Below are 26533 nucleotides of genomic sequence, written 5' to 3'. Positions count from 1 at the left end.
CGTACGCACAGATCCAGAAGGACGGTCGCCATGGGCGTGGACAGGACTGCGACGAAGAGGGTGCGCGGCTCGCTGCTCGCCGCGGCACGGGGCCTCGCGCTCGCGCTCCTCGCGCTGACGGCCTCGATCGTCCTGTTCGTCCTGACCGTCGTATCGCTCGCACTGATCCCGATCGGCGTCGGTGTCCTCACCACGCCGTACCTCCTCGACCTGGTCCGCGCGCACGCCACGGCCCGGCGGCGGCTGGCCGGCGCGTGGGCGGGCAGGGAGATCGCCGTGCCGTACCGGCGTTTCCCCGCCGATCTGCGCACAGGGTTCGTCGGTCATGTGGAGCGGCTCAACCTCATGCTCAAGGACCCCGCGACCTGGCGGGCCCTGCGGTGGCTGCTCACCGATATGACGGCCGGCGCGGCCACCGCGGTGCTCGCGCCGGGGCTGCTGGCCGAAGGGCTCTTCGGCATCCTGCTGTTCGCGGGCCTGTGGACGGTGCTCGGGGACTGGTGGTACGCGTTCATCCCGGTGCAGGGCTGGGGTTCGGCCTTCCTGGCCTCTCTGCTCGGTCTGGTCTGGATCGCGGTCGGGCTGCTGTTCAACCCGTATCTCGTACGCGCGCACTTCGCCGTCGCCCGCGCCTCCCTCGCCCCCACCCGCAAGGCCCGCCTGGACGCCCGGATCGACCAGCTCACCGAGTCACGGCATGACGCGGTGGACGCCTCGGCGGCCGAACTGCGCCGTATCGAGCGGGACTTGCACGACGGAGCGCAGGCCCGGCTCGTCGCCATGGGCATGGACCTCGGCACGATCGAGGCGCTGGTCGAGAAGGACCCGGCCAAGGCGAAGCAGCTCCTGGCCCAGGCCCGGCAGAACTCGGCGGACGCCCTGACCGAACTGCGCGATCTGGTGCGCGGCATCCATCCGCCGGTGCTCGCCGAGCGGGGGCTCGGGGACGCGGTCAAGGCGCTCGCGCTACGGCTTCCGGTCCCGACGGACGTGGACGTCACGCTGCCGGGACGCCTCGAGGAACCGGTGGAGTCCGCCGCGTACTTCGCGGTGAGCGAGGTGCTCACCAACGCGGTCAAGCACGCGGGCGCCGAGCGGATCTGGGTGGATGTGCACCACGCCGACGGCCATCTGCGCGTCACCGTCACCGACAACGGACAGGGAGGCGCGAGGATCGGCGCGGGCAGCGGGCTCGCCGGCGTCGAGCGCCGGCTCGGTACATTCGACGGTGTCCTGGCCGTCAGCTCTCCCGCGGGCGGTCCCACCATGGTGACCATGGAGATCCCTTGCGCGTACTCCTAGCCGAAGATCTGTTCCTGCTGCGCGACGGCCTGGTGCGGATGCTGGAGGCGTACGACTTCGAGGTCGTCGCGGCCGTGGAGTCGGGGCCCGAACTGACCAGGGCCTTCGCCGAGTTGACGCCCGACGTGGCGATCTGCGACGTACGCCTGCCGCCCTCGCACACCGACGAGGGCCTGCAGTGCGCGCTGGCCGCCCGCAAGGTGCGGCCCGGGCTGCCCGTGCTGATCCTGTCGCAGCACGTGGAGCAGCTGTACGCACGGGAGCTGCTCGCGGACGGCAACGGCGGGATCGGATATCTGCTCAAGGACCGGGTCTTCGACGCGGAGCAGTTCATCGACGCGGTACGCCGGGTCGCGGCGGGCGGCACCGCGATGGACCCGCAGGTGATCCAGCAGCTGCTCTCGCGGAGGCAGTCGGACCGTCCGCTCGGCGGGCTCACCCCGCGCGAGCTCGAAGTGCTCGAGCTCATGGCGCAGGGGCGGTCCAACGCGGCGATCGCGGGCCAGCTGTTCGTCACGGAACGGGCGATCGCCAAGCACACCTCCAATATCTTCGCGAAACTCGATCTCACGGTGTCGGACGACGACAACCGCCGGGTGCTCGCGGTGCTCGCCTATCTGGACCAAGGGCGCTGAGAACGCGGCACGGAGGCCAAGGGCGTTGAGATTGGCACCTGTTGGGGGCGTTGCGCCGGAATTGAACCCGGAGAATTCTACGAACTTCTGGGGCCGCTGAAACAAGCGGAGATCGTCCGCGTACACAGCCCCATGGGACGCACATCACGCAAACGTTCAAAGCTGGCCCGCCGGGCGGTCGCCGCCTCGGCGGCATTGGTCCTGGGCGCCGGCGGAGTGACGCTCGTCAATGTCTACGCCTCCGCGGGCGAAGGCAGCGACCAGCCTCCTTCCGCGACCCAGGACGCGCAGTCCGGGCCGCGCATGTCGACCATCGACTGCCCGGATGTCGCCACGTCGCTGCAGGACGTGCCGGAAGGGGCACGCGAGGCCGTGGACCGTGAACTCGCGGCCCTGGACACCCAGATCACCGAGGCGTACCGGAAGTTCGCCGAGGATCCCGGTGCGGCCCAGGAAACCGTCCTCGGCCCGCTGGAGGAGCAGCGCCGCGGCACGCTCGCCGCGATCTCCGGCGCGATACAGCAGGCGGGGGGTCAGCCGCCCGAGGGCTTGGACTCCAACGCGCCTTGTACGTTACGGGCCGACGAGCAGCCCTCTGACCAGGGCGGAACCGCGAGCCCGAGCGAGGACCCCGGGCAGGGGGAGGACGGAGGCCAGGACGGCGGTCAAGGCGAGGAGCCGGGCGAGGAGCCGGGCAACGGCGGTCAGGCCGGCAACGGGCCCTCCCCCGACGACTTCGTCCCGATCGAGGACGTCGAGCCCAATGTCGCCAAGGTGCGCAATCAACGCGGCGCGTCCCGCGGGCAGTTCGAGACCAAGTGCGGAACGAATGAGAACGGCAAGTTCAACCCGGACAATGTCATTGTCGCCCCGGGTGTGAGCAATGGCGCCCACCATATGCACGACTACGTCGGCAACCAGGCGACGGACGCCTTCTCCAGCGACGAGGATCTCGCCAACGGGCGGACCACCTGCCGCAATCAGCGGGACAAGTCCACGTACTACTGGCCGGTCCTCCGGATTCAGAACGGCCAGGAAGAAGAAGACGCCCAGGCCGACGGCGGCGGAAACGACCAGAACGTCGGAGAGATCCAGACCCCCGACCAGGTCACGCTGAAGTTCGTGGGCAATCCCACCGCCAAGGTCGTCGCCATGCCGCGTTTTCTGCGGATCATCACCGGTGACGCCAAGGCGTTCACCAACGGCAATGCGAATGCCAATGCCTCATGGAGCTGCACCGGATTCGAGAACCGGCAGCTGAAGGACAAATACCCGCTGTGCCCCGAGGGTTCCAAGGTGGTGCGCACCTTCAAGTTCCAGAGCTGCTGGGACGGCGCGAACATCGACAGTGCCAACCACCGTACGCACGTGGCCTTCGCCGGCGCCGACGGGCGCTGCCCGCAGGGCTTCCGGGCCATTCCGCAGCTGGTGCAGCGGATCGTCTACGACGTGCCGCCGGAGCCGAACTTCGCGGTCGACTCCTTCCCCGAGCAGCTGCACAAGCCGGTCACCGACCACGGAGACTTCATCAACGTGTTCGCCGACCGGGAGATGCGGCGCCTGGTGAACTGCGTCAACCGCGGTGACCGCTGCCGCTGACCCGGCCGCGTACCGCTGATCACCGACCATGGGCCCCGTCCCCCACGCGGGGCCCATGCCCCGGCCTGCGCGGCCGGCTCAGTGCTGATGACCGGAGTCCGGCTCCCCGGAGTGCCCGTCATCGTGACCGCCCAAGTGCCCGCTCCCCCCAGCACCGCTACTCCCCGAGTGGTGCGCGGCACGCTCCACGGTCCCGCCGAGCCGGCCGCGCAGAGACATGACCACCTTCTCCTCGCCGCTGGCGACCCACTTGCGGCCCACGAGATACGTGCCGCCGTAGTCATTGGCCTCGTTGATCCACTCGCGCTGGCCGCGGTCCGTGGCGAACGTGGTGAGGATGAACCGGCCTTCGCCGTTGCGGCAGTTGGCCTGGCGCAGTTCGGCCGCGTCCGTCTGGACGTTGGGCTCGCAGTCCGCCTTCTCGGCGATCTCCTCGAGGGTTCCGGTGACCGTCTCCGGCTCCGGCGTCTGCTCGCCGCTGCAGCCGAGCACCACGGTGAACACAGCGGCTGCACACGCCAGTCGGGCTGTGTGGGGGCGTAAACGCATGGGCCCATCGTGCACCTGCGGCACATGCGCCCGTGCGCTTTCCCCGGGTTCGCAACCACAGGAGCCCCGAGGCGACTCCTGACCCTCGTGGCGTCCGCCGGACCAGGCGGCCATACTGACGCCCGGTGTCTCTTCGGGGGAGCAAGCGACAGATGACGTACGGGGTGGAACTGCCGGGCCGCATCGGCCCCTACACCGTCGAGCGCGAGCTGGGCGCGGGCGGCATGGGGATGGTGTACCAGGCGCGCTCACGCGGCGGGCGGACGGTCGCGGTCAAGGTGGCGCGTCCCGAGCTGGCCGCCGATCCGCATTTCCGCGCGCGGTTCCGTGCCGAGGTCGAGGCCGCCCGCAAGGTCGGCGGCTTCCACACGGCGCAGGTCGTCGACGCCGACCCGGACGCGGACACTCCCTGGCTGGCGACGGCCTACGTTGCGGGGCCGACACTGGCCGGCCTCATCGACCGGCAGGGCCCGATGGACGAAGCCCGGCTGCGTTCCCTGGGCGCGGCGTTGGCCGAGGCCCTGGGGGCCATCCACGGCTGCGGACTGATCCATCGCGATCTCAAGCCGGGCAACATCATCATGGCCGAGGACGGCCCGCGCGTCCTCGACTTCGGGATCGCACGGGCCGTCGAGTCCACCCGGCTGACCTCCACGGGAGCCGCCTTCGGTACGCCCGGTTTCCTGGCGCCCGAGCAGGCGCAGGGACTCGAAGTGGGCCCCGCGGCCGATGTGTTCGCGCTGGGCGCGGTGCTCGTCGCCGCTGCCGGCGGCAGCGCGTTCGGCGCGGGTACGCCGATGGGTCTCATGTACCGCTCGGTGCACGAGACGCCGGACCTCTCGGCCGTACCGGAGGGCATACGCCGCATAGTCGCCGACTGTCTCGCGAAGGACCCGGCCGCACGCCCCACGCCGGAGCGCCTGCTCGACCTGTTCGCCCCGCAGACCTCCGTGCAGCCGCAGCCGCCCACGCACCCGCCGACTGTGCCGGCCGTCCCTGAGCAGCCGGCACCGGCGCCCGCTCCGCCCCCGGCCGCCTCGCCCCGTGCCGCCTCCACCCCTGCCCGCCCGGCTCCTTCCGCGCCGACCGCGAATCGTGGCGGCGAGGATGCCGCGACCGCCGGCGCCCTCCACCAGCTCGCCACCCAGCCCGCCCCGGCGGCGGGCTCGCGCGCGCCCTCCTCCGCCCCGTCGCGCACCACACGGTCCACCCCGTCGCGCACCGCACGGAACTGGCGGATCGCGATCGCGGCCTGCGTGCTCGTGGTCGGCGGGTTCGTCGCCACCAAGCTGGCCGGGGGCACCCCCGACGCCGGCGGGAGCGGCGGCGATCAGACTTTCCCCGCAGCCGCTTACGAGATCACCCGGCCCAAGCAACTCCTCGACGGTGCTTACCAACTGCAGACCGCCGTCCTCCAGATCGGCCCGGACAAGCTGCAGGACAACGCCACACGGCAGGACGCATTCGAGCTCACGGCCGACTACAAGGGGACCAAGGAGTCCAGTTTCGACACTGTCGCGATCTCCGCCGAGTACGGAAGCTTCAAGAAGCCCCACGACCGGATGCTGAGGATGATCGCGAACCTGGACGACACCGACGAGTTGACGGAGACCGAGGAGACGCTCGAGAAGATCCGCGTCCCCGGAACGACGACGGAGTTCAGCTGCCGGGAGTTCTCGTCCCGCGCAGGGGTGATGTGTGCCTGGGCCGACCAGAACACCATCGCCGTCCTCCAGTTCGAGGGCTACGACGTCGTGAAGCTGGCGGCGGAGGAGGCCGCCGGGATCCGCGAGGACATCCGACACCCGGTCAAGAAGCCCGGCTCCTGAACCCAACGGCGCCCCCAGGCACCCGAGTTCGAGTGACCATCCCACGATTCGCTCGTTTTGCTGAACGTGAGTTCTCCGGATGTCGCCACCCGCCGCCCCGCCCAGGACCCCGCACCGGCCGCTCCCGCCGTCGCTGTCGAGCAGGCCGAAGCGGCCATCGTCGAGCATTACCCGCGCCTGGTCCGTCTCGGGTATCTCGTGCTGCCGCCGAGCCTCGGCCGCAACCGCCGCGTCCTGACCGCGCACTCCCTCGCACAGCGCGCCCTGCCCAAGGGCCGCACTCCCGGTGACGCCCCCGCCTTCCCTCAACAGCGCGGCGGCAGCGGTCAGGGGCGGCTGGGGGACCCGGGGTACGCGTATGTACGGCTGAGGGTCCTCAAGAGCGCCCTGGAAGCCGGGCTGCCGCTCACGCGCAAGGCCTGGCCCAGGCGGGCGCAGTTCCCGCCGCTGCTGCCGCAGGTGTGGGGGCTGCGGCTCTTCCCGCGTTCGGGCGGCGCCGATGAACTCGCCCTGGACCAGCGGCTCTCCTCGCTCTCCGGACCGGCCCGCGCCGCCTATGTGCTGCGCGGCCTCGAAGGGCTTCCGGACGCCGAGGTACGCAAGATCCTGGACGCGGCCGGCGTCGAGGACGCGCATGCGGCGCTCGCGGAGGCGGACGGCGTCGAAGCGCTGCACGCGCTGCTCGACTCCCCCGAGTTCGACCCGTGCTCGCTGCAGGCCCGCCCCACGGATCTGATGCGCCGCCGCCAGCACACCAAGGCCGCCCTGGTCGCCACCGCCGCCGTGGTGGTCTGCGGTGCGCTGCTCGGGCTGCCCGGGGACGGGTGGGGCCCGGACGGCGCCGCGGCACCCTCGTACGGGAAGAACCCGGCGGCCGAAGCCGCCCTGGATCCGGACCAGTTGACGGCGGCGCCGGCCGACGCCTGGAAGCGCTCGGCACGTACCGACTTCTCCGTCTGGCCCGCGCGCGGTTCGCTCACCGGCGACAAGGAGCTGCTGCGCCGGGCGCTCGCCGTGTGGGCGCGGCCCGGCGAGGCCGTGCAGGTCTCGGCGACCCCCGGCACCGCGGCGGGCGCACCGCCAGGGCCGGCCCAGCTGCTGTACGCGGGCGAGGTCGACCAGGCCCGCGTCGTGCTCCTCCACGACGGGCTGCGGATCGCGCGCTATGCCGAGCCCAAGGAGGGCACGAGCGGCGCGGCCCTGGACTTCGCCCGCGTGGACGGCGCGGGTGCGCCCACCGCGAGCGCCCTCGTCGTGGGCCGTACGGACGGCAACGTCCGCTATCTGACCGCCCCTTGGGTGCAGGCAGTGAAAGTCCGCGACCTCCTCGATCCGGCCGCGGATGCGCGCGCGCTCGGCCGTACCGACGACGGGGTGACGGACCCGGTGACCAGTCCCGCCCAGGCGCGCGACTGCAAGTCCTGGAACGCCCTGGAGATGAGCGACACCGCCACCACCCGCACCGTCACCGACCTCGGCGAGCTCACTCCGGCCCACCTCACCTCGGGCCGCCCCGAGGCGCCGCGCGAGGTCTCCGGCAGCGCCGCCCGCGAGAGCTGGGCCCGCACCGCCTGCCTGCTGCCCGCCGTACGCGCGCACGGCGTCCGGTCCGTCAACTCCTGGGCGTACGCCTCCCAGACGCTGCCCGAGAACAACGGGACCGCGCACTGGGTCTGCACCCGCGCCGAGACCTGGCGCGGCGCGGGCAGCCGTACGCTCGCCCAGTTCCAGGCACCGGGCAAACCCGTCGGCGCCATCGCCGCCAAGGCCGAGGACTCACCGGCCTGCGGCCCGCGTGACCCGAAGGTGCTCGCCGGAGTCATGTGGAAGTCCCGTGCCGGCAGCTGGTATCTGCTCGCGGGCGGCAGCCGCCAGGTCGGCTCCATCGCCACCTCGGGCGGCGTCACGGCCTCCGCACGCGGCAACACCCTCTCGGCACGTGCCAAGGAGGGCGCCCGCGCGGAGCTCGACGGGCGGCTCGAGAACGGCGACAAGGTGAGCGCCCTGCGCTGACCGGGCCAACTCCTGTCTGCACAAGGGTGTTGCGCATTCCTTACCCGCCAGTACATTGACGCCATGTCTAATACGCGGGCCCGGCTGCCCAAGCCATCGGGGTATCCCCTGTCCGAGCGCAGCCGAGAACTCGGGGAGGCGTCGGAACACATTGCGCTCAAGGCACGCAAGGTCTCCTTCGCCTGGGAGGAGACGCCGCTGCACTGGATACCCGGCGACCCGTTCACCACGCACACGATCAACGTGCTGCATCTGCTGCTCCCCGCGGGTGAGCGCTGGTTCGTGCACGTCTACAAGCAGGTCCTGCCGTACATCGAGGACGACAGGCTGCGCGAGGACGTGATCGGGTTCATCGGCCAGGAGGCCATGCACGCCCAGGCCCACGATGAGGTGCTCCCGCATCTCAAGGAGCAGGGCCTCGACCCGGCGCCGTATCTCGCCCAGGTGGACTGGCTCTTCGAGAAGCTGCTCGGGGACAAGACGCTGCCGCCGGGCAAGGCACGCAAGTGGTGGCTGTACGAGCGGGTCGCGCTGATCGCGGCGATCGAGCACTACACGGCGTTCCTCGGCGACTGGGTGCTCAACGCCGAGGGCCTGGACCGCAAGGGCGCCGATCCGACGATGCTGGATCTGCTGCGCTGGCACGGCGCCGAAGAGGTCGAGCACCGCTCGGTGGCCTTCGAGCTCTTCCTGCACGTGGACGGCGCCTACAGCCGCCGGGTGCGCACCTGGGCCACCGCGTTCTCCGCCCTTGTCTTCCTGTGGCAGCGCGGCGCGCGCTTCTTCATGGCCAACGATCCGACCCTGGAGGACGGGAAGGCGAGCTGGCGGGAGTTCCTCGCGAAGGGGCGGCAGGGGATGCTGCCGACGGCAGGGGCGATGGCGCGCTCCATTCCGCGCTATCTCGACCGCGGCTACCACCCCTCCCAGGAGGGCTCCACCGAGCAGGCGGTGGCGTATCTCGCCTCGTCACCGGCGGCGCTCGCGGCCGAGGCACGCGAGAAGGGCACCGCTGTCAATGCGGGCAACCCTGCCGGCGCACGCGAGAAGGGCATCGCCTGAGATGCCTCGTCTGCGTACCGTGGCCGCCCTGGCCGGCGCCGCCCTGCTGACCCACCGCGCCCTGCGCCGCCGGATCGAGCACTCCCCGCTGTGGCCGCTGCCCGCCCTGCCGGTGCCGACCTCGGGCCGGCCGCGCGCCCGGGCCCTGACGCTGACACTGGCCCGGCGCGCGGAGATCGCCGACGGCGTCGTACAACTGAGCCTGACCGGACGGGACTTGCCCGCCTGGGAGCCCGGAGCGCATCTCGAGCTGACGCTGCCGTCGGGCCTGGTGCGGCAGTACTCCCTGTGCGGCGACCCGGACGACAGCTCCGCCTACACCCTCGCGACCCGGCTCGTCCCGGCGGACAGAGGTGGCCGGGGCGGTTCGCGCGAGGTGCACGAGGAGCTGCGGGAGGGGATGCGGCTGCGGGTGCGCGGGCCGCGGAACCGTTTCCCGCTGCGGTCCTCGCACGCGTACGTCTTCGTCGCGGGCGGTATCGGGATCACGCCGATCCTGCCGATGCTGCGGGCCGCCGAAGCCTCCGGCGCGGACTGGCGGGTGCTGTACTGCGGGCGCAGCCGGGCCTCGATGCCCTTCCTGGACGAGGTCGAGAAGATCGCCGGGCCCGGGCGGCTCACCGTGGTGGCCGAGGACGAGGCCGGACTGCCGGATCCGGGGGCCCTGTTCGCGGACGTCCCGCAGGCGGCGGCCGTCTACTGCTGCGGGCCCGAGCCCCTGATGGACGCGGTGGCCGAGGTGCTGCCCGCCGGCTGCACGCTGCATCTGGAGCGGTTCACGGCGGCCGCACCCGCCGAGGGCGAGAAGGCCTTCGAGGTCGAACTGCGGCGCAGCGGACGGACGGTGACCGTCGCCGCCGACGAGAGTGTCCTGGCCGCCGTACGCAAGGAGCTGCCCGACACCGCGTACTCCTGCGAGCAGGGCTTCTGCGGAACTTGTCAACAGCGGGTCCTGGCCGGGGAGATCGACCACCGCGACGAGCTGCTCACCGACGGTGAGCGCGACGGCTCGATGCTGATCTGCGTCTCACGGGCCAGGGGCGGGCGGCTGGTGCTCGACCTCTGAAGGGGCAGACCCCCGTGCCCGTTAGAGTGTTCGTATGACGACCGGGGTGCGCCGCAGGATGGCTGTCGAGGAGCGGCGCCGGCAACTCATCGGCGTGGCCCTCGAGCTGTTCAGCCACCGCTCCCCCGACGAGGTCTCCATCGACGAGATAGCGGCGGCCGCGGGGATCTCACGGCCGCTCGTCTACCACTACTTCCCCGGCAAGCTCAGCCTGTACGAGGCGGCTCTGAAGCGGGCCGCCGAGGATCTGGCGACCCGGTTCGTCGAGCCGCGCGAAGGGCCGCTCGGCGCGCGGCTGCTGAGGGTGATGGGCCGCTTCTTCGACTTCGTGGACGAGCACGGGCCCGGGTTCTCGGCACTGATGCGCGGCGGTCCCGCCGTCTCCGGCACGCTCGGCGGTGAGGCCGCCTCCGCGGCCAACGCCCTGATCGATTCGGTGCGCCAGGCCGCGTACGAGCAGATCGTGCGGCACCTGGGGATCACCGAGCCGCCCGCGCGCCTCGAACTCGTCATCCGCTCCTGGGTCTCGCTCGCCGAGTCGACGGCGCTGATCTGGCTGGACGGGCGGCGGATCCCGCGCGCCGAGCTGGAGCTGCAGCTGGTGCACGACTTCGCGGCGCTCACCGCGGTGAGCGCCGCGTACGACGCGGAGATGGCGGCGATCCTGACGCGCATCCTGGCCGACGAGCCGGCGGACGGACCGTTCGGCGAGCTGGTCGCCCGCCTTGTGGCGCTGGCGCCCCGCTGAGCCTTCGATGACCGGCCGCCTCGTGGCGCCTGCGCCTGCGCCTGCGCCTGCGCCTGCGCCTGCGCCTGCGCCTGCGCCTGCGGGAGGCTAGGCCTTCGAGTAGGACGCGTCCAGGTCCCGTACCTCGACGGACACATGGCCCGCGACGGGCGTGCCCACCGCGTACTTGCCCGCGAGCTCGGCGACCGCCGTCGCCAGCTGCTTCTTGACCTCGTCGGTGCGGCCGGCGAGCAGGGCGATCTCGATGGCCAGGACGCCGGGACCGTCCGTGTCGTCACCGATCACGTTGTCCTCGGTGCTGCGGAAGCGGGTCTTGCAGGCGGCGAGCCTCGCATCCGCGATCTCCACGACGATCGGGTGCAGCGCGAGCGCGAAGCCGCGCCGGTCGAAGGACGCGGAGAAGTGGGCGGGGTGGTCGACGGTGATCTGGGGCATGGGCGCGCTCCGGGTTCGCTCGCGGGTGCTGGCCCCACGAGCCTACGGCCGCCCGCTCCGGTCCCACGGAGCCGTCTGCATACTGAGCACATGATCACGAACCGCCTGGAGTTCCGCCCGGCCACCGATGACCCCGCCGAGCTCGCCACCCTCGTCGCCCTGTACGACGGCGCCGCGCGCTGGATGCGGGAGAGCGGGATCGACCAGTGGAAGCCGGGCGAGAAGAGCGAGGACCACTTCCGGCTGCGGATCAAGGAGGGCGAGGTCTGGATCGCGTACGCGCAGGGCGAGGTGGCCGGTGCGTACGAACTGTGGTGGGAGGACGAACCGGCCTGGGGCGAGCAGCCGCCGGTCGCCGGATACGTCCACCGTCTGATGACCGGCCGTGATGCCCCGGCGGGTACCGGCCGCGCGCTGCTCTCCCACGCCGAGCGGCGGGTCGCCGCGCAGGGCCGTGCTCTGTGCCGCCTGGACTGTGTGTCCTCGAACCCGCGGCTGCGGACGTACTACGAGCGCGCCGGGTACACGGTCGTGGGCGAGCAGCCGTTCAAGGAGGGCGCGGGCGGCAGCAAGTACGGGGTGACGCTCATGGAGCGGCGGCTCCCCTAGGGCCTGTCTCCTTGATCCCCGCGGGCGCGGAGACAGGCCCTAACCGCTGACCCCCGGCTCGTCCGTGAGCCGCAGCACCAACAGCGCGATGTCGTCCGCCCTTTCGTGCCCGAAGCAGCTGAGCAGGGTGTCGCACAGCGCCCCGAGGTCGGCGGACGCTTCGGCGGTGATCTGGCGGAGGTGCTCCAGGGAAACGCCGAGGTCGATGCCGCGGGTCTCGATCAGGCCGTCCGTCACCATCAACAGCCGTTCCTCCGGGGTGATCTTGATCTCGGTGGGCTCCGGGTGGTCGAGCCCGATGCCGAGCAGCGGACCGCGCGCCCCGCAGTAGCGGGCGTCACCGTCCCCGATGATCAGGGGCGGGATATGGCCCGCGTTGGCGATCCGGGTACGGCCGGTGGCGGGTTCGATCAGGGCGAGACAGACCGTGGCCGTGGCCTGCGGGTGGTAGCGCTGGAGCATCCGGTCGAGCCGTTCGACGAGCACCTGGGGATCGCTCTCGTCGACACAGTAGGCCCGCAGCGCATGGCGGATCTCGACCATCACGGTGGCCGCGTCGAGGGAGTGCCCGACGACATCGCCCACCCCGACGAGAACCCCGTCGGGGGTCGCGATCGCCGCGTAGAAGTCACCGCCGATCTCGGTGTGCCGTGAGGCCGGTACGTAGCGCACCACCACCTCGGTGCCGGGCATCTCGGGCAGCCGTTTCGGCAGGAAGCTGTGCTGCAGGGTGAGCGCGATATGCCGCTCGACCTCGTACATGAGGAGCGGTTCGGCGGCGAGCGCGGCCGCGTGCACGAGGCGGCCGAGCAGCCGTCCGCTCTCATCGCCCGCTCCGCCGGCCCCGACCGCGTAGGTCGGCACGGCCACGGACACCGGTGGGCGGGTGTCGCTGCCGCAGGCCACCATCAGACGGGCCGACTCGGACTGGCCCGCGCGGAAGTAGCCGGGCGGCCACAACGGGCTGGGCACGACGGTGGACTGCACCCCCGAACGGCCCGCCATCAGCCGCTCGCTGAGCCGCACCACCTCCTCCGCGGCGCTCGCGTCGGGCAGCGCGGTGGCGGCCCGCCGGCGCGAGGTGCCGACCATCAGTTCGCCGTCAGGTCCCGATACGAAGGCCACCGCGGGGCCCCCGCTGATCCGGGCCGCCCCGGCCGCCGCAGCGGTGGCCAGCTCCTGCGGGCAGCGCGCGGCCTGTACGGCGAGCACGGCCTCGGCGAGCAGCGAGAGCCGGCCCGCCTTGGCCTCGGCGGTGGTACGGAACCGTGCGCCGCGCACTGCGGCCCGTACGACGGCCTGGATCTCCTCCGGTTCGGCGGGCACCGTGAAGTAGGCGTCGGCGCCCGCGTCCAGACCCCGGGTGCGATCCCCGGGACCCACGGGTTTGGCCGAGAAGTGCACCACCGGGATACCGGCGGTGAGGGGGACTTCCTTGATACGGCGGCACAGGTCGTATCCGCTCATGTCCGGCAGCCCGATGTCGACGAGGGCCACATCCGGCAGGGCGCCCGCGCGCTGCAGCGTGTCCAGCTCGATCAGCGCCTCGCCGGCGCTGGCCGCGGGCACCACTTGGTGGCCGGCCCTGCGCAGGACGGCTCCTATGGCGTACCGGCTGGCCGGTGCGTCGTCGACGACGAGGACGGTCGTGTCCTCTGCGGGTTCCGGGCTGCCTTCCGTCAGGTTCATGCATCCCCCTTCCGGGGGTGGGGGCGCGGGCCCGAGCGTCGGTGGGTGGCCCGCGCCTCCAAGTTAGCGCTCCTCTCAGTCCCCGGGGACGAAGACGGCAACCGTCCGCCCCGGAACGGCGAACGTCCCCGAACTCACGTCGTACGCAGCGGACTTGACGGTATGATCACTGCCTTTGGCTTGAATTCGATGCAGCGCGTACCGGGCGCCCGTCACCTCGTCGACCTGCTGCTTCTGAAGCCCGGGTGTCGCGTTGAAGATGACCACGAGCTCGCCGAGCCGCATCGTGACCACCCCTGGGGTCTCTCGCTCACCTGACAGCGGGAACGACAGTTCGCGCTGGACCTCGTCGAGACTGCCGAGCGCGAATGCGCCCTCTGTCGTACGGATTCTCAGCAGGTCACGGTAGGCCGCCGACGCGCCCTCGATCTGCGGGCACCCCACGGCGGGTACGGAGGTCAGCAGCGGCTTGGCGTACGGCCACTTGTCCTTGTTGTCGGCGGCCATGGGCAGCCCGCGCCCGAACCCGTTGCCGCCCCGGCAGTCCCAGTGGATGGCGTTGAACCAGTCCCCGCTCTCGTACGAATTGCGGTCGAGGGACTTCGAACGCAGCAGATCGGTGCCTGCCTGGGAGAGCGAAGGGCCCTGGGACAGGGCCGCCGTGGCCATCGAGAGCACCTGCATACGGGCCCGGTCGTCGGCGCTCACCGTCGGCGGCAGCTTGTAGGCGAGGGCGTCGAAGAGGGTCTCGTTGTCGTGGGCGTCGACATAGGCGAGCGCGTCGGCGGGGGTGGCCGCGTAGCCGGCGGGCGCGCCGTTGTAGTCGACCTCGGAGCCCTTGACCTCGCGGCCGCCGCTGTCGGTGAAGGTGTAGCCGGCGAGGTTGCCGGTGAGGCCGACCTTCAGCAGGTCCTGGTAGTGCAGGAGCCGCTCTTTCTGCTCGGCCTCGGTGCCGTTCGCGGGCGAGGAGTTGGGCTCGGTGAACAGGCCTGAGCCGAAGCCCTGGACGCGCGGGTCCTCGTCGAAGGGTCCGCCGCCGCGTACGGCGTCGCGGGCCCGGTCGGAGAAGGTGGCGATGCCCGTGCCGGCCATGTTCTTCTGCGTGGCCTGTTCGAAGCGGGCGTCGTCGGCGATCTCGCCGAAGTTCCAGCCCTCCCCGTACAGCAGGATGCTCTTGCCGTCGACGCCGTCCTTCTCGACCGTCAGGGCGTCGAGCGCCTTGCGTACGGCGAGGATGTTGGCCTTCGGGTGGTGGCCCATGAGGTCGAAGCGGAAGCCGTCGACCTTGTACTCGCGCGCCCACGTCACGATCGAGTCGACGACGAGCTTGCCCATCATGGCGTTCTCCGGCGCCGTGTTGGCGCAGCAGGTGGAGGTGGCCACCGAGCCGTCGTCGAGGAGGCGGTGGTAGTAGCCGGGCACGATCTTGTCGAGGACGGAGGTCTTCGCCTGGCCGCTGGTGGTGGTGTGGTTGTAGACCACGTCCATGACGACCCGGAGGCCGTCCTCGTTCAGCGCCTTGACCATCTCGCGGAACTCGACGGTGCGCCGGGTGCCGTCCGGGTCGGTGGCGTAGGAGCCCTCGGGGACGGTGAAGTGGTACGGGTCGTAGCCCCAGTTGTACGCGTCCTTCGCGGCGGCCTTCGCCACGCACTCCTGCTGCTTCTCGGAGTCCGGTGCGTAGGAGCCGAGGTCGCAGTCGACGGTCGCCTGGTCGCGCTCGGGGATCGTGGCGATGTCGAAGGCGGGCAGCAGGTGCACATAGTTCGTGCCGGCGTCGGCGAGCTCGCGCAGGTGGCGTGAGCCCTTGCTGTTCTTCTCGGTGAACGCCTTGTACTTGCCCTGGTGGCGGGCGGTGGTGTCCGCGACGGAGAAGTCGCGGATGTGCAGCTCCTGGATGTGCGCCTGGCCCGGCGCCACGGCCTCGGGCTTCTTGAGGCCCGACCAGCCTTGCGGGGCAAGGGATTTGGCGCGCAGGTCGACGACGAGGGAGCGCTCGGAGTCGGCGGTCAGGCCGAGCGAGTACGGGTCGGTGACCTCGTTGGTGACGACCTTCTGGACGCTGGGCGCCCACACCTTCACCACATACCGGTACGGGCGGCCCGTCCAGGACTTCGCACCCTTGACGGACCACACACCGGTCGCGTCGTCGCGGCGCATCGGTACCGAACGGCCGTCGAGGTCGAGGGCGACGGACTGCGCGGTGGGTGCCCATACGCTCAGCGTGGGCGCCCCCTTGGCGTCGAAGACCGGGCCGAGATCGGCGCCGGTCGCTCCCTCGGCGTACAAGTCGTCGAGGACTCCGGCCAGTTGCACCCCGGACCCTGCGACGATCGCACCGTTCGCTGCCCGCTGGGTGGCGACCACGCGTCCGCGCAGCGCCTCGCGCACCCGGTCGCGGTCGCGTGCGTCGACGGACCAGGCCTGCTCGGCGGCCAGATGCGGGAACTTCTTCCGCTGGGCCTCGGTGAGCTCCGCCTTGGCCAGGCGCAGCCACTTCGCACCGTCCAGGTCACCGTCCCGCGCGTACAACAGCTGTGCGGAAGCGGGCGACTTGGCGCCGTTCCACACCACCGTGTCCCGGTCGATCCACACGGCCCCGGCCTTGGTGTAGTCGACCTTCGCGGCCTTCGGCTGCGGCAGCAGGTACTTCTCCTTGCCGCCCATCAGCCACACCTCATGCCCGTTGGCGGCGAGGTCCAGGGACTGGTCGGACGGCAGGTCCTTCTCGTCGCCCTTGTGCAGGATGTAGCTGAGCGACGTGGCCCCGTCCGCGAGCGGCACCTCATAGACCGCACCATAGGAATCCGTCCGGGCGGGCAGAAGGGGCTTGGACCAGTCGGTCGGGTCCTTGGCACCGGTCCAGGTGTGCAGTCCCCAGCCGTCGTAGTTCCCGTCGGCCCGCTGGTAGTGCAGCACGGCCTTGGTGTTGTCCTGCGGCGGATACGCACCCTCGGGCGCGCTCGTCGCCTGCGCGTCCTTGCCCTGCTCGACCCAGACCTCGCCGGTGGTGGCGAGCGGGACGGTGCGCTGCGGGCCGTCGGCGGTGCCGCTCTTCTCGATCGTGTAAGGGACCTCGGTGGCCCCTTCGCCGATCTTCACCCAGGCGAACGCACCGTACGCGTCCCGGCCGGTGAACTGAGCAGTGGTCTCTCCGGACCTGAGGGTCCAGCCCTCGTAGTCGCCGTCGGCACGCTTGTAGTGGACCACCGCGTACTCGCGCTCGACGGCGCTCGGCGGCTGCTCCACGGGCGGGGCGCCGGAGACGGTCTCGGCGCGGTCGCTCGCCGTACGGCCGCGGGAGTCGAGCACGACGGCCTTGTAGCGCACGGGAGTTCCGGCCCGCTCGGCGTCGATGCGGTGGGTGACCTTGTACGGGGCGTGGTCGGCGGAGCCGAGCGTCTGCCACTTGCCGTTGCCGGTCTGGGCGGCGAAGACGACCCGGTTCAGGCCGCCCCCGCGTACGTCGGCGGTGAGCTCGACGCGGCCCGTCGCACCGGCGGGCGGGGCCTGCAGCTCCACGGACGGATTGGCGTCCGGGGTGGCGAGGGCCTTGTCGGCCTTCAGGACCACCGACGAAAGGGCGGGGATCTCGACCTTGATCTTCCGGTCGTCACCGCTGCGGACCGAGGCCTCGCTCCCGTACACCGCACGGAAGTTCATGCCCTGCGAGCCGGTCGGGATCTCGACCGTGCGCGGCTCCTGCGCGTTGTTCGCGGCCACCACGTACTCGGTGCGGCTCTTCGCGTCCGTACGGGAGAAGGCGTAGACGGAACCTTCCGCGTACCGCTCCTCCTGGATGCCGTCCGCGAGCGCCGGATGCGCCTTGCGCAGGGCGGAGAGCTCGGCGATCTGCCGGTACAGGGGGTGGCCGGTGTCGTACGCGTCCTTCGCGTGGGTGCGGTCGGTGCCGAGCTGGTCGTCGTCGAGATAGTCGGCGGTCTTCGACGCGAACAGGGTCTGGCGTGCGTCCTTGTCGCCGCCGGCGCCGGTGAAGCCCTGCTCGTCGCCGTAGTAGACCACCGGGTTGCCTCGGCCGAGGAACATCAGCTCGTTGGCCAGCTCGTAGCGGTCGAGGAGTTCGGCGTCCGAGGCGTCCGGCCGGTCCTGCTTCAGGAAGGTGCCGAAGCGGCCCATGTCGTGGTTGCCGAGGAAGGAGACCTGCTCGTAGGCGTTGGCCTTGTCGCTCGTGTACTTGTAGTCGTCGCCGAAGACCTTGCCGAGCCGCCCGGCCGAGCCGCCCTGTGCGGCATAGGCGCGGGCCGCGTCCTGGAAGGGGAAGTCCAGCGTCGAGTCGAGACGGCCCTCGGTGACATACGGCGAAGTGATGTCCGTGTCGGCGGAATAGACCTCGCCGAACATGAAGAAGTCTTCGCGGCCCCGCTTGGCCGCGTACGCGTCGAGCGCGGTCGCCCACTGGGTCCAGAACTCGGTGTTGACATGCTTGACCGTGTCGATGCGGAAGCCGTCGATGCCGAAGTCGCGGACCCACTTCTCGTAGATCTTCTCCATGCCCCGCACGACCTCGGGACGCTCGGTCCACAGGTCGTCGAGGCCGGAGAAGTCGCCGTACGTGGAGGACTCGCCGGCGAAGGTGGAGTCGCCGCGGTTGTGGTACATCAGCGGGTCGTTGAGCCAGGACGGGACCTTCACGTCCTTCTCGGCGGCCGGGACGGCCGGGGTGCGCGGGAAGGAACTCCGGTTCACCACCGGGAACTCGGAGCTCCCGTCCGCGTAGTCCGCGTCATCGAAGGGGCGTCCGTCCTTCGTCAGATACGGGAAGGCGCCCTTGGAGAGGTAGTCGTAGGACTTCTCCTCGTAATTGACGACGTCGGCCGTGTGGTTGGTGATGACGTCGAAGAAGACCTTGATGCCCTTGGCGTGGGCCTTGTCGATCAGCCGCTCCAGGTCGGCATTGGTGCCGAAGTGCGGGTCGACCTGGGTGAAGTCGGTGATCCAGTAGCCGTGGTAGCCGGCCGATGCGTCCTTGCCCGTGCCCTGGACCGGCTTGTTCTTGAAGATCGGCGCCATCCACAGGGCCGTGGTGCCCAGGCCCTTGATGTAGTCGAGCCGGTCCGTCAGGCCCTTGAGGTCGCCGCCCTGGTAGAAGCCCTTGTCGGCGGGGTCGAAGCCGGTCTCCAGGCGCGAGCCGGTCAGACCGCCCTTGTCGTTGCCCTGGTCGCCGTTGGCAAACCGGTCGGGCAGGACGAAGTAGAACTGCTCGCGGGTCAGATCGTGCCGGGCCGGCTGGGCGGCGAGCTGCGCGTCGGACGGAGGTGGCGGCGGGGGCGCGGCCGCCGCGGGGACGGCGGGGACGAGCGCCGCGAGCAGGGCGGCCGTGAGCACCGCGGCCGTTCTTCGCGTACGGGGCACGGGGAGGGTCTCCTTCGATCCGATACGGCAAGGGGGTGCCACGGACGTGGCGGATGGGTGCCGCCCTGCGCGGCCGCGGGGCAGGATGGGCTGGGCGCAGGGCGGCGGTAAGGGGAGACGGGTCAGCAGCTGCGGGCGTTCACGTGCAGCGCGAGTGCCGTCTGTGCGGGGAGCGTGGCCGTGAACTGGCCGGACGCGTTCACGCTGACCGTCCGGTCGCTCTGCACGTCGCAGTAGTCACCGGCCGGCAGCGAGGTCTGGTAGGTGCGGGTGAGCCCGGCGGATTCGTGGTTGATCGCCACGTACGCCTTGGTGCCGCGGCCGAAGGCGATCCGGTCACCGCCGTTGTCCCACCAGTTGGTGACCGACTGGCCGCGTGCGGTGTTGCGCAGGGCGACCATCGACTCGATCTGGGGCCAGGCGTGCTGGCACTTCCAGCCGTCCTGCCAACAGGCGTTCACCGTCCCGCCGTTGGGCGGCCCGGCGTCCCGGTCGGTGTACTCGTAGCCGGAGTGCACGTCCGGGGAGCCGTAGGGCCAGGCGAGCATGAAGACGTTGGCGAGGGTGTAGTCGGCGCCGTTCTTGTAGCTGAGGGTGTCGCCGCCGCGCTCGGTGTCGTGGTTGTCGACGAAGACGGCGGACTTGCCGGACTCCATGTAGCCCCAGCCCTCGCCGTAGTTCTTCAGGTACGCGAGGTTCTCGTGCTGGAAGACCCGCTTGAGGTCGCGGGCGTACCGGAACTCCTGGACGTCGCCGTTGCCGAGGTACTCGCTCGGCGAGACCGCCTCACCGGCACCGAAGATCGCTTCCTGCTTCCAGTGCACGCCGGGGTTGCTCAGCCGCGACTTGATGTTCGCGAGGTCGCCGGCCGGCATGTGCTTGGCCGCGTCGACACGGAAGCCGTCGACGCCGAGCGAGAGCAGATCGTTGAGATACGCGGCGATCCGGCCGCGCACGTAGTCCTCGCCGGTGTCCAGGTCGGCGAGGCCGACGAGCTCGCAGTTCTGGACGTTGCCGCGGTCGCCGTAGTTGCTGATGTGCGAGCGGCAGTCGTCCATGTCGGCGCCCGAATAGACGCCCGGGTAGGCGTACTTGCTGTAGTTCGTGCCGCCCGTGCCGGTGCCGTCCCCGGCCGCCATGTGGTTGATCACCGCGTCGGCGACGACCTTGACGCCCGCCGCGTGGCAGGTGTCGACCATGTTCTTGAAGGCGGCCCGGTCGCCGAGCCGTCCGGCGATCTTGTAGCTGACGGGCTGGTACGAGGTCCACCACTGGCCGCCCTGGATGTGCTCCTGCGGCGGGGAGACCTGGACGTATCCGTATCCGGCGGGTCCGAGCTTGGCCGTGCATTCACGGGCGACGGAGTCGAAGCGCCACTCGAAGAGGACAGCGGTGACGTCCTTGTCGCCGGGCGGTGCGGCCTGGGCGGTCGGCGTGAGGAGTGACGCGCCCAAGAGTGACGCGCCCACGACAAGTGTGGCGATGAGGGATCTGCTGCGGGTCATGGGTCCTCCGGCTCTGAGGGGGTGGATCCGGTGACTGTGCTGGCCTTGCAGAACTCCGTACGGGGGCGGCTCACCCGCGTACGGCGGCGGGGGGAACGGTCTTGCTCAACGCCGCACTTGGGCCGTGGACCCTCGTACGACGAGCTCGGGCTGGAACACGAACTCGGTCCGCTGGACGGGATTTCCGTGGATCTCCTCGATCAGCGCACCCACCGCCGCCGTCGCCATCGCCTGCACGGGCTGGCGCACGGTCGTCAGCGGCGGGTCGGTGAAGGCGATCAGGGGCGAGTCGTCGTAGCCGACGACCGAGACGTCCCGGGGCACGTCGAGGCCGCGCTGCCGGGCCGCGCGCACCGCGCCGAGCGCCATCAGGTCGCTGGCGCAGACGATGCCGGTGCAGCCCTGGTCGAGCAGCATCCCGGCCGCGGCCTGTCCGCCTTCGACAGTGAACAGGGTGGACTGGACGGCGAGTTCGGCCTCGGCGCGCGGCACACCGAGGATCGCGTGCATCGCGGCGAGGAAGCCCTCCGTCTTGCGTCCGGCCGGCACATAGCGGGTCGGTCCGACCGCGAGCCCGATGCGCTCATGGCCGAGGTCCGCGAGATGCCGTACGGCCATCCGCGCCGCCGCATGGTCGTCGGGTGAGACGAACGGGGCGTGGATGTGCGGGTGGTAGCCGTTGACGAGCACGAACGGCACACCGCGGCCCGTGAGTTCGGCATAGCGCGCCGGATCGGCGGTGGTGTCGGCGTGCAGTCCGGACAGGAACACGATGCCGTTGACCCCGCGCTGCTCCAGCTGCTCGACCAGCTCGTCCTCGGTCGCGCCGCCCGGGGTCTGGGTGCACAGGACCGGGGTGTAGCCGTGACCTGCCAGGGTCTGCTCGATGACCTGCGCGAAGGCCGGGAAGATCGGGTTGGACAGCTCGGGGATCACCAGGCCGATGAGCCCCGCGCTGCGCTGCTTCAGCCGTACGGGCCGCTCATAGCCGAGCACGTCCAGGGCCGCGAGCACCCGGCGCCGGGTCGAACTCGCCACGCCCGGCTTCCCGTTGAGCACCCGGCTCGCGGTGGCCTCGCTCACCGAGGCCTGGGCGGCTATGTCGGCCAGTCGCGGGGTGCCGTTCGCCGAAGCGCCGGCACCTCGCGACGCGGGGATCGTCACGTCTGCCACCAGACGGTGGTGTCCGCGGGCAGCTCGGCGAACTGATCGTCGAAGACCACCGTGCCACTGGCCAGGAGCGCCTGCCCGGGCGTGGGGATCCGTACCGGCTCACCGGTCGTGTTCGCCGTACAGACGAAGCCGCCCTCGCGCGCGAAGGCCAGCACCCCGTCGGGCGCCACAAGCCACTGCACGGACTCCCCCGCGCCGAGCCCCGGGTGCGAGCGCCGCAGCGCCAGCGCGCCCCGGTACAGCTCGAGGGTCGAGCCCTGGTCGCCGCTCTGCGCCTCGACGCTCAACTCCGCCCACTGAGAAGGCTGCGGCAGCCAGCTGCCGCCGTCCCCGAACCCGTACGAACTCCCGTCCCGCGTCCAGGGGATGGGCACCCGGCAGCCGTCGCGGAACCCGTCCTGGCCGGCCGCGCGGAAGAACGACGGGTCCTGACGGGCTTCGTCGGGCAGGTCGGTGACATCGGGGAGCCCGAGCTCCTCGCCCTGGTAGACGTACGCGGAGCCGGGCAGCGCCAGCATCAGGAGCGTGGCCGCATGCGCACGGCGCAGCCCGAGCTCGCGGTCGCCCGGCGTGCGCAGCTGGGTGCCGAGCCCGGCCGGGTTGGCGAACCGGGTGGCGTGCCGGGTGACGTCGTGGTTCGACAGGACCCAGGTCGCGGGAGCGCCGACCGGCCGCATCGCCTCCAGGGAGGTGTCGATCACCTCACGCAGCGCTGCGGCGTCCCAATAGGTCGCCAGGTACTGGAAGTTGAACGCCTGGTGGAGTTCGTCGGGGCGGACGTACAGCGCCGTGCGGTCCACGGTCGGCGTCCACGCCTCGGCGACCGCGATCCGCTCCCCCGGGTACTCGTCGAGGACCCGGCGCCACGAGCGGTAGATCTCGTGCACCCCGTCCTGGTCGAAGAACGGCATCGCGGCGTTGCCGAGCAGCTTGAGCTGGTCGCGGCCCCCGATGTCGGGCAGCCCGTCCGCCTTCACCAGGCCGTGCGCCACATCCACGCGGAAACCGTCGACCCCGAGGTCCAGCCAGAACCGCAGGATCGAGCGGAACTCGTCGGCGACCGCCGGGTGGTCCCAGTCGAAGTCGGGCTGCTCGGGCGCGAACAGGTGCAGATACCATTCGCCCGGGCTGCCGTCGGGGTTCGTCGTCCGGGTCCAGGCGGGCCCGCCGAAGATGGACTCCCAGTCGTTGGGCGGCAGTTCACCGGCCGCACCGCGCCCGGCCCTGAAGTGGTAGCGCCCCCGCAGCGGCGAACCCGGGCCCTCCTTCACCGCCCGCTTGAACCACTCGTGCTGGTCGGAGGAGTGGTTCGGTACGACGTCCACGATCACGCGCAGGTCCAGCTCGTGCGCGTCACGGATCAGCGCCTCGGCGTGCTCGACCGTGCCGAACATCGGGTCAACGGCACGGTAGTCGGCCACGTCGTAGCCGGCGTCGGCCTGCGGCGACGCGTAGAACGGGGACAGCCACACCGCGTCGACGCCCAGCTCGCGCAGATACGGCAGCCGGCTCCGTACCCCCTCCAGATCGCCCATGCCGTCGCCGTTGGCATCGGCGAAACTGCGCGGATAGACCTGGTAGATCACCGCGTCCCGCCACCAGTCGGCGTTCCTGGTGAGCGTGGCGGTGGTCGTGGCTTCAGCGAGGTGCTGAGTCATGGCATCCCTGTGAGTGTGAGGAACAGGTTCGTACAACTGCGGATGACTGCGGATGAGCACGGTCAAGAGAACTGAACGCGGACGAACAGCTCTATCAGGACTTGGTCGCCCCGGCGGTGAGACCGGCCACCAGATGGCGCTGCGCGAAACCGAAGATCACCGCTGCGGGTACGGCGACGATGACGGCGGACGCGGTGAGCGAACCCCAGTCGCTCGTGTACTGGTTGACGAAGGTCTGCAGTCCGCCCGCGAGGGTGAGGTTCTCCTCGCCGGTCATGAAGGCGGAGGCGTACGCGACTTCGGCCCAGCCCGTGATGAAGCTGTAGAAACCGGTGACCGCGAGACCGGGCTTCGCGAGCGGCAGGATGAGCCGCCAGAACGTACCGAAGGGGTTGAGCCCGTCGACGCGTCCGGCCTCGTCGATCTCCACCGGGATGGTGTCGAAATAGCCCTTCATCATCCAGGCGCAGAACGGGATCGCGATCGTCAGATACGTGATCACCAGTCCCACCGGCTGGTTGAGCAGTCCGAGCGTGGCAAGGAGGTTGTACAGCGGCACGATCAGGACGGCGACCGGGAACATCTGCGTGATGAGCAGCAGCCACATCAGGGGCCGCATCCCGGGGAACTTGAAGCGGCTCACCGCGTATCCGGTGGTGGCGGAGATGAACACCCCGATGACGGTGGTCAGGCCCACCACGATCAGCGAGTTGCCGAGCCAGGTGAGGAACTCGGTCTCGCCGAGCACATGCGCGTAGTTGGAGAACGTGAAGTCCTTGACCAGATCGGTCGTGAACGCCTCGTCCTTCGGCTTGAGCGAGGTGACGAGCAGCCACAGCGGCGGGAAGACGGCGATGAGGGACGCCACGACGAGGGTGACGTGCAGCCCGATGGAGGCGAGCGGCCCCCGTTCGCCGCGCAGCCGCGGCTTCTTGGGCGCCGTGGTGGTGTTGGAGGTCACCAGACATCTCCCTGCTTGCGGAGCGCACGGCGGTAGACCAGCGCGAAGAGCGAGAGCAGCACGAGGATGAGCACACCCCAGGCCGCGGAGCCCGCGAAGTCGCGGGGGCTGACGACGAAGGAGAGCCGGTAGGCGTACGTCACCAGGATCTCCGTCGCGTCACCGGGACCGCCCCGGGTGAGCAGGAAGATCACCGGGAACATGTTGAAGGTCCAGATGCCGCTGATCAGGACGACGGTGGAGCTGACCGGCTTGAGCCCCGGCAGGGTGATGTGCCTGAAGCGCTGCCAGGCGTTCGCGCCGTCCATCTCGGCCGCCTCGTACAGATCCGCCGGGATCGACTGCAGACCGCCGAGCATGGCGATCAGCATGAACGGCACACCGAGCCACACATTGACCGCGATCACCGAGAGCTTCGCCCAGGTCGGGTCGTTGAGCCACGGGATCGCGTCGATGCCGCCGCCCGCGAGCAACGAGTTGAACAGCCCGTTCTTCTCGTTGAAGAGCAGCCGCCAGGTGAACACCGAGACGAAGGCGGGCACCGCCCACGGCAGGATGAGGGCCATCCGGTAGAAGGTGCGGCCCTTCAGCTTCCGGTTGAGCATCACGGCGAGCGCGAGCCCGAGCGTGAACGAGAGCGTCACACAGGACACCGTCCACACCAGGGTCCAGATCAGCCGGTCCCAGAAGACACCGTCCGACAGGATCGTCGTGTAGTTCTCCAGGCCCACCGACTCGTACGTCGCCGGGATGCGGTTGACGCCGATCGTGCGCTCGACGTTGGCTTCGTTGGCGTTCGTCGTCGACAGATAGACACCGCGGATCAGCGGCCAGCCGATGATCACGCCGATCACCGCGACGACCGGGGCGACCATGGCCCACGCGTACCAGTGCGTGGACAGCGCGCGTCGTATACGGCCCTGGGGCCGGCCGGCCGCCTTGGTCACGTCTTCGGCGGCCGGCACCCCCTTCTTGGGGGGTTCTTCGGTGAGCACCGTCACGGCTACTTGTAGTCCTTCAGGAGCTTCTTGTACGCCTCGCCGACACCCTTGGCACCCGCCTCGGGCGAGGACTTGCCGCTGAGCACCTGCTGCATCTGCAGCCGGATCGGCTCGAACAGGGCGTTGGCCTCGGCGATCCAGGGCCGCTGCACGGACTTGTCGACGGCCGGCTTGAAGAACTGGACCATCTGGTTGTCCTTGACCGACTGGACCTCGTACACCGACTTGCGGGTCGGAAGGAGGCTCAGCTTCTCGGTGGTCTGCTGCTGGACCTTCGCGGAGCTCATGTACTTCACGAACTCGTAGGAGGCGTCCAGGCTCTTGGACCCGGCGTACACCGAGAGGTTCCAGCCGCCCTGCGGGGAGGCCGCACGGGCCGAGCCCGCCGGGACCGGAGCGACACCGAGGTTGTCCTTGGCGTCCTTGAACTGCTTGCCGGCCAGGGCGCCTTCGATCGACCAGGGGCCGTCGATCGCCATGGCGACCTCGCCGTCCTTGAAGGCGTTCAGCTGGTTGTTGTAGCCGTCGGAGGCGTCGGTGATCGCGGCCTTGGAGTCCACGAGGTCCTTCATCGCGGCGAAGGCCTTGGCGCCCGGCTCGTCGTCGACGGTGATCTCCTTCTTCGACGTGTCGAGGAGGTCACCGCCCTCTCCGTAGAGGTACGGGAGGTAGAAGTACGGGTCGTCGCCGCGCAGGTAGAGACCGGTCTTGCCGCTCTTGTCCTTGATCTTCTCGGCGGCGGACTTGACCTCGTCGAGCGAGGCGGGGACCTCGACGCCCGCGTCCTTGAGCATCTTCTTGTTGTAGAAGAGCGCGAGGGTGTCGATGGTCTGCGGCGCCGCGTAGGTCTTGCCGTTGAACTTCGTGGAGGCGGCGGCCTGTTCGAGGTAGTCGCCCTCGTTGTCCAGCGCCGCGGTGCCGTCGAGCGGGGCGAGGTAGCCGAGGTTGGCGAAGTCCGCGACCCAGGCGACCTCGGTGCGCATCACGTCCGGGGCACCGGAGTTGCCGCCCGCGGCGTTCTTGAACTTCGCGTTGGCCTCGCCGAACGGCACCGTGACGACCTTGACGTCGACCTTCGGGTGCAGCTTCTCGAAGCCCTCGGCGAGCTCCTTGTACGTGGCCTTCTCGGCGTCGTTGGACGTGTCCCAGAAGGTCACGGTGCCGGAGAGTTCCCCGCCGGCGCTCTTGCCGCCCTTGTCCCCGCCGTCGTCCCCGCCGCACGCCGTCGCCGCCAGTGCGATGGCCGCGACCAGCGCGGTGGCCGATATGCCACGCCGCATGAGTACTCCTTCAACTGGTGCCCGCATGAGAGGAGTTGGGCGTTGT

The 26533-nt window shown here is 70.4% G+C and carries 18 protein-coding genes and 1 pseudogene; 9 read left to right on the top strand and 10 right to left on the bottom strand.

The genetic code is table 11. The features are described from left to right. Window positions 1-30 precede the first annotated feature (30 nt). The 3 genes from JAO81_RS23975 (at window position 31) to JAO81_RS23965 (ending at window position 3536) form a co-directional block, all read left to right on the top strand. Entirely contained in the window at window positions 31-1302 is a 1272-nt protein-coding gene (locus JAO81_RS23975) for a sensor histidine kinase (protein WP_199549979.1), read from the top strand. Next, the gene (locus JAO81_RS23970; RefSeq protein WP_199549978.1) at window positions 1287-1937 is read left to right on the top strand and encodes a response regulator transcription factor; all 651 of its coding nucleotides are present in this window, start codon (window positions 1287-1289) and stop codon (window positions 1935-1937) included. Before JAO81_RS23975 ends, JAO81_RS23970 begins: the two co-directional genes overlap by 16 nt. Before the next feature lie 132 nt (window positions 1938-2069). Continuing rightward, a complete protein-coding gene (locus JAO81_RS23965) occupies window positions 2070-3536 on the top strand; it encodes a DUF1996 domain-containing protein (protein ID WP_199549977.1) in 1467 nt (488 codons plus the stop codon). Window positions 3537-3614: 78 nt separating this feature from the next. Here the strand turns inward: JAO81_RS23965 and JAO81_RS23960 are convergent, their stop codons facing one another. After that, window positions 3615-4085, bottom strand: a complete 471-nt coding sequence (locus JAO81_RS23960) for a hypothetical protein (protein ID WP_233415830.1) — start codon at window positions 4083-4085, stop codon at window positions 3615-3617. A gap of 152 nt (window positions 4086-4237) precedes the next feature. Between JAO81_RS23960 and JAO81_RS44050 the strand changes: the two genes are divergently transcribed. From JAO81_RS44050 to JAO81_RS23935, 5 genes are all read left to right on the top strand, one after another. Beyond that, on the top strand, window positions 4238-5914 hold the full coding sequence (locus tag JAO81_RS44050; protein WP_233415829.1) for a serine/threonine-protein kinase: 1677 nt from the start codon (window positions 4238-4240) through the stop codon (window positions 5912-5914). A 66-nt stretch (window positions 5915-5980) separates the two neighbouring features. Beyond that, on the top strand, window positions 5981-7927 hold the full coding sequence (locus JAO81_RS23950) for a hypothetical protein (RefSeq protein ID WP_199549976.1): 1947 nt from the start codon (window positions 5981-5983) through the stop codon (window positions 7925-7927). Window positions 7928-7990: 63 nt separating this feature from the next. Beyond that, window positions 7991-8989, top strand: a complete 999-nt coding sequence (locus tag JAO81_RS23945) for a metal-dependent hydrolase (protein WP_199549975.1) — start codon at window positions 7991-7993, stop codon at window positions 8987-8989. A gap of 1 nt (window position 8990) precedes the next feature. Beyond that, on the top strand, window positions 8991-10055 hold the full coding sequence (locus JAO81_RS23940) for a PDR/VanB family oxidoreductase (protein WP_199549974.1): 1065 nt from the start codon (window positions 8991-8993) through the stop codon (window positions 10053-10055). A gap of 34 nt (window positions 10056-10089) precedes the next feature. Further along, on the top strand, window positions 10090-10803 hold the full coding sequence (locus JAO81_RS23935; protein ID WP_199549973.1) for a TetR/AcrR family transcriptional regulator: 714 nt from the start codon (window positions 10090-10092) through the stop codon (window positions 10801-10803). A gap of 87 nt (window positions 10804-10890) precedes the next feature. Here the strand turns inward: JAO81_RS23935 and JAO81_RS23930 are convergent, their stop codons facing one another. Then, window positions 10891-11238, bottom strand: coding sequence for a 5-carboxymethyl-2-hydroxymuconate Delta-isomerase (locus JAO81_RS23930; protein ID WP_199549972.1), 348 nt, complete (start codon window positions 11236-11238; stop codon window positions 10891-10893). A gap of 90 nt (window positions 11239-11328) precedes the next feature. On the opposite strand from JAO81_RS23930, the gene JAO81_RS23925 reads away from it, so the two are divergent. Further along, entirely contained in the window at window positions 11329-11847 is a 519-nt protein-coding gene (locus tag JAO81_RS23925; protein WP_199549971.1) for a GNAT family N-acetyltransferase, read from the top strand. Between the two features lie 39 nt (window positions 11848-11886). Here JAO81_RS23925 and JAO81_RS23920 read toward each other — a convergent pair whose 3' ends face one another. The 8 genes and pseudogenes from JAO81_RS23920 to JAO81_RS23885 all read right to left on the bottom strand — a co-directional run bounded on the left by JAO81_RS23920 (window position 11887) and on the right by JAO81_RS23885 (window position 26487). Beyond that, complete coding sequence (locus JAO81_RS23920; RefSeq protein ID WP_199549970.1) at window positions 11887-13536, bottom strand: fused response regulator/phosphatase; 1650 nt, start codon at window positions 13534-13536, stop codon at window positions 11887-11889. 75 nt (window positions 13537-13611) lie between these two features. Continuing rightward, window positions 13612-18909, bottom strand: a complete 5298-nt coding sequence (gene pulA / locus JAO81_RS23915) for a pullulanase-type alpha-1,6-glucosidase (RefSeq protein WP_199549969.1) — start codon at window positions 18907-18909, stop codon at window positions 13612-13614. A 125-nt stretch (window positions 18910-19034) separates the two neighbouring features. After that, window positions 19035-20414: pseudogene (locus JAO81_RS23910) on the bottom strand (alpha-amylase family protein); the annotation flags it as partial. Between the two features lie 105 nt (window positions 20415-20519). Beyond that, window positions 20520-21587 (bottom strand): LacI family DNA-binding transcriptional regulator, encoded by a 1068-nt coding sequence (locus tag JAO81_RS23905; protein WP_374194339.1) that lies wholly within the window; start codon window positions 21585-21587, stop codon window positions 20520-20522. Further along, entirely contained in the window at window positions 21575-23245 is a 1671-nt protein-coding gene (locus JAO81_RS23900; RefSeq protein ID WP_199549968.1) for a glycoside hydrolase family 13 protein, read from the bottom strand. The genes JAO81_RS23905 and JAO81_RS23900 overlap by 13 nt, the downstream gene beginning before the upstream one ends. 94 nt (window positions 23246-23339) lie before the next feature. Then, window positions 23340-24209 (bottom strand): carbohydrate ABC transporter permease, encoded by an 870-nt coding sequence (locus JAO81_RS23895; RefSeq protein ID WP_233415835.1) that lies wholly within the window; start codon window positions 24207-24209, stop codon window positions 23340-23342. Next, entirely contained in the window at window positions 24203-25081 is an 879-nt protein-coding gene (locus tag JAO81_RS23890) for a carbohydrate ABC transporter permease (protein ID WP_199550009.1), read from the bottom strand. Before JAO81_RS23890 ends, JAO81_RS23895 begins: the two co-directional genes overlap by 7 nt. A 128-nt stretch (window positions 25082-25209) precedes the next feature. After that, on the bottom strand, window positions 25210-26487 hold the full coding sequence (locus tag JAO81_RS23885; protein WP_199549967.1) for an extracellular solute-binding protein: 1278 nt from the start codon (window positions 26485-26487) through the stop codon (window positions 25210-25212). Window positions 26488-26533: the final 46 nt, after the last annotated feature.

Source organism: Streptomyces sp. N35 (genome assembly GCF_016464295.1).
In the GTDB taxonomy this organism is placed as follows: Bacteria; Actinomycetota; Actinomycetes; order Streptomycetales; family Streptomycetaceae; genus Streptomyces.
This window is presented reverse-complemented; position numbering and strand designations above follow the sequence as displayed.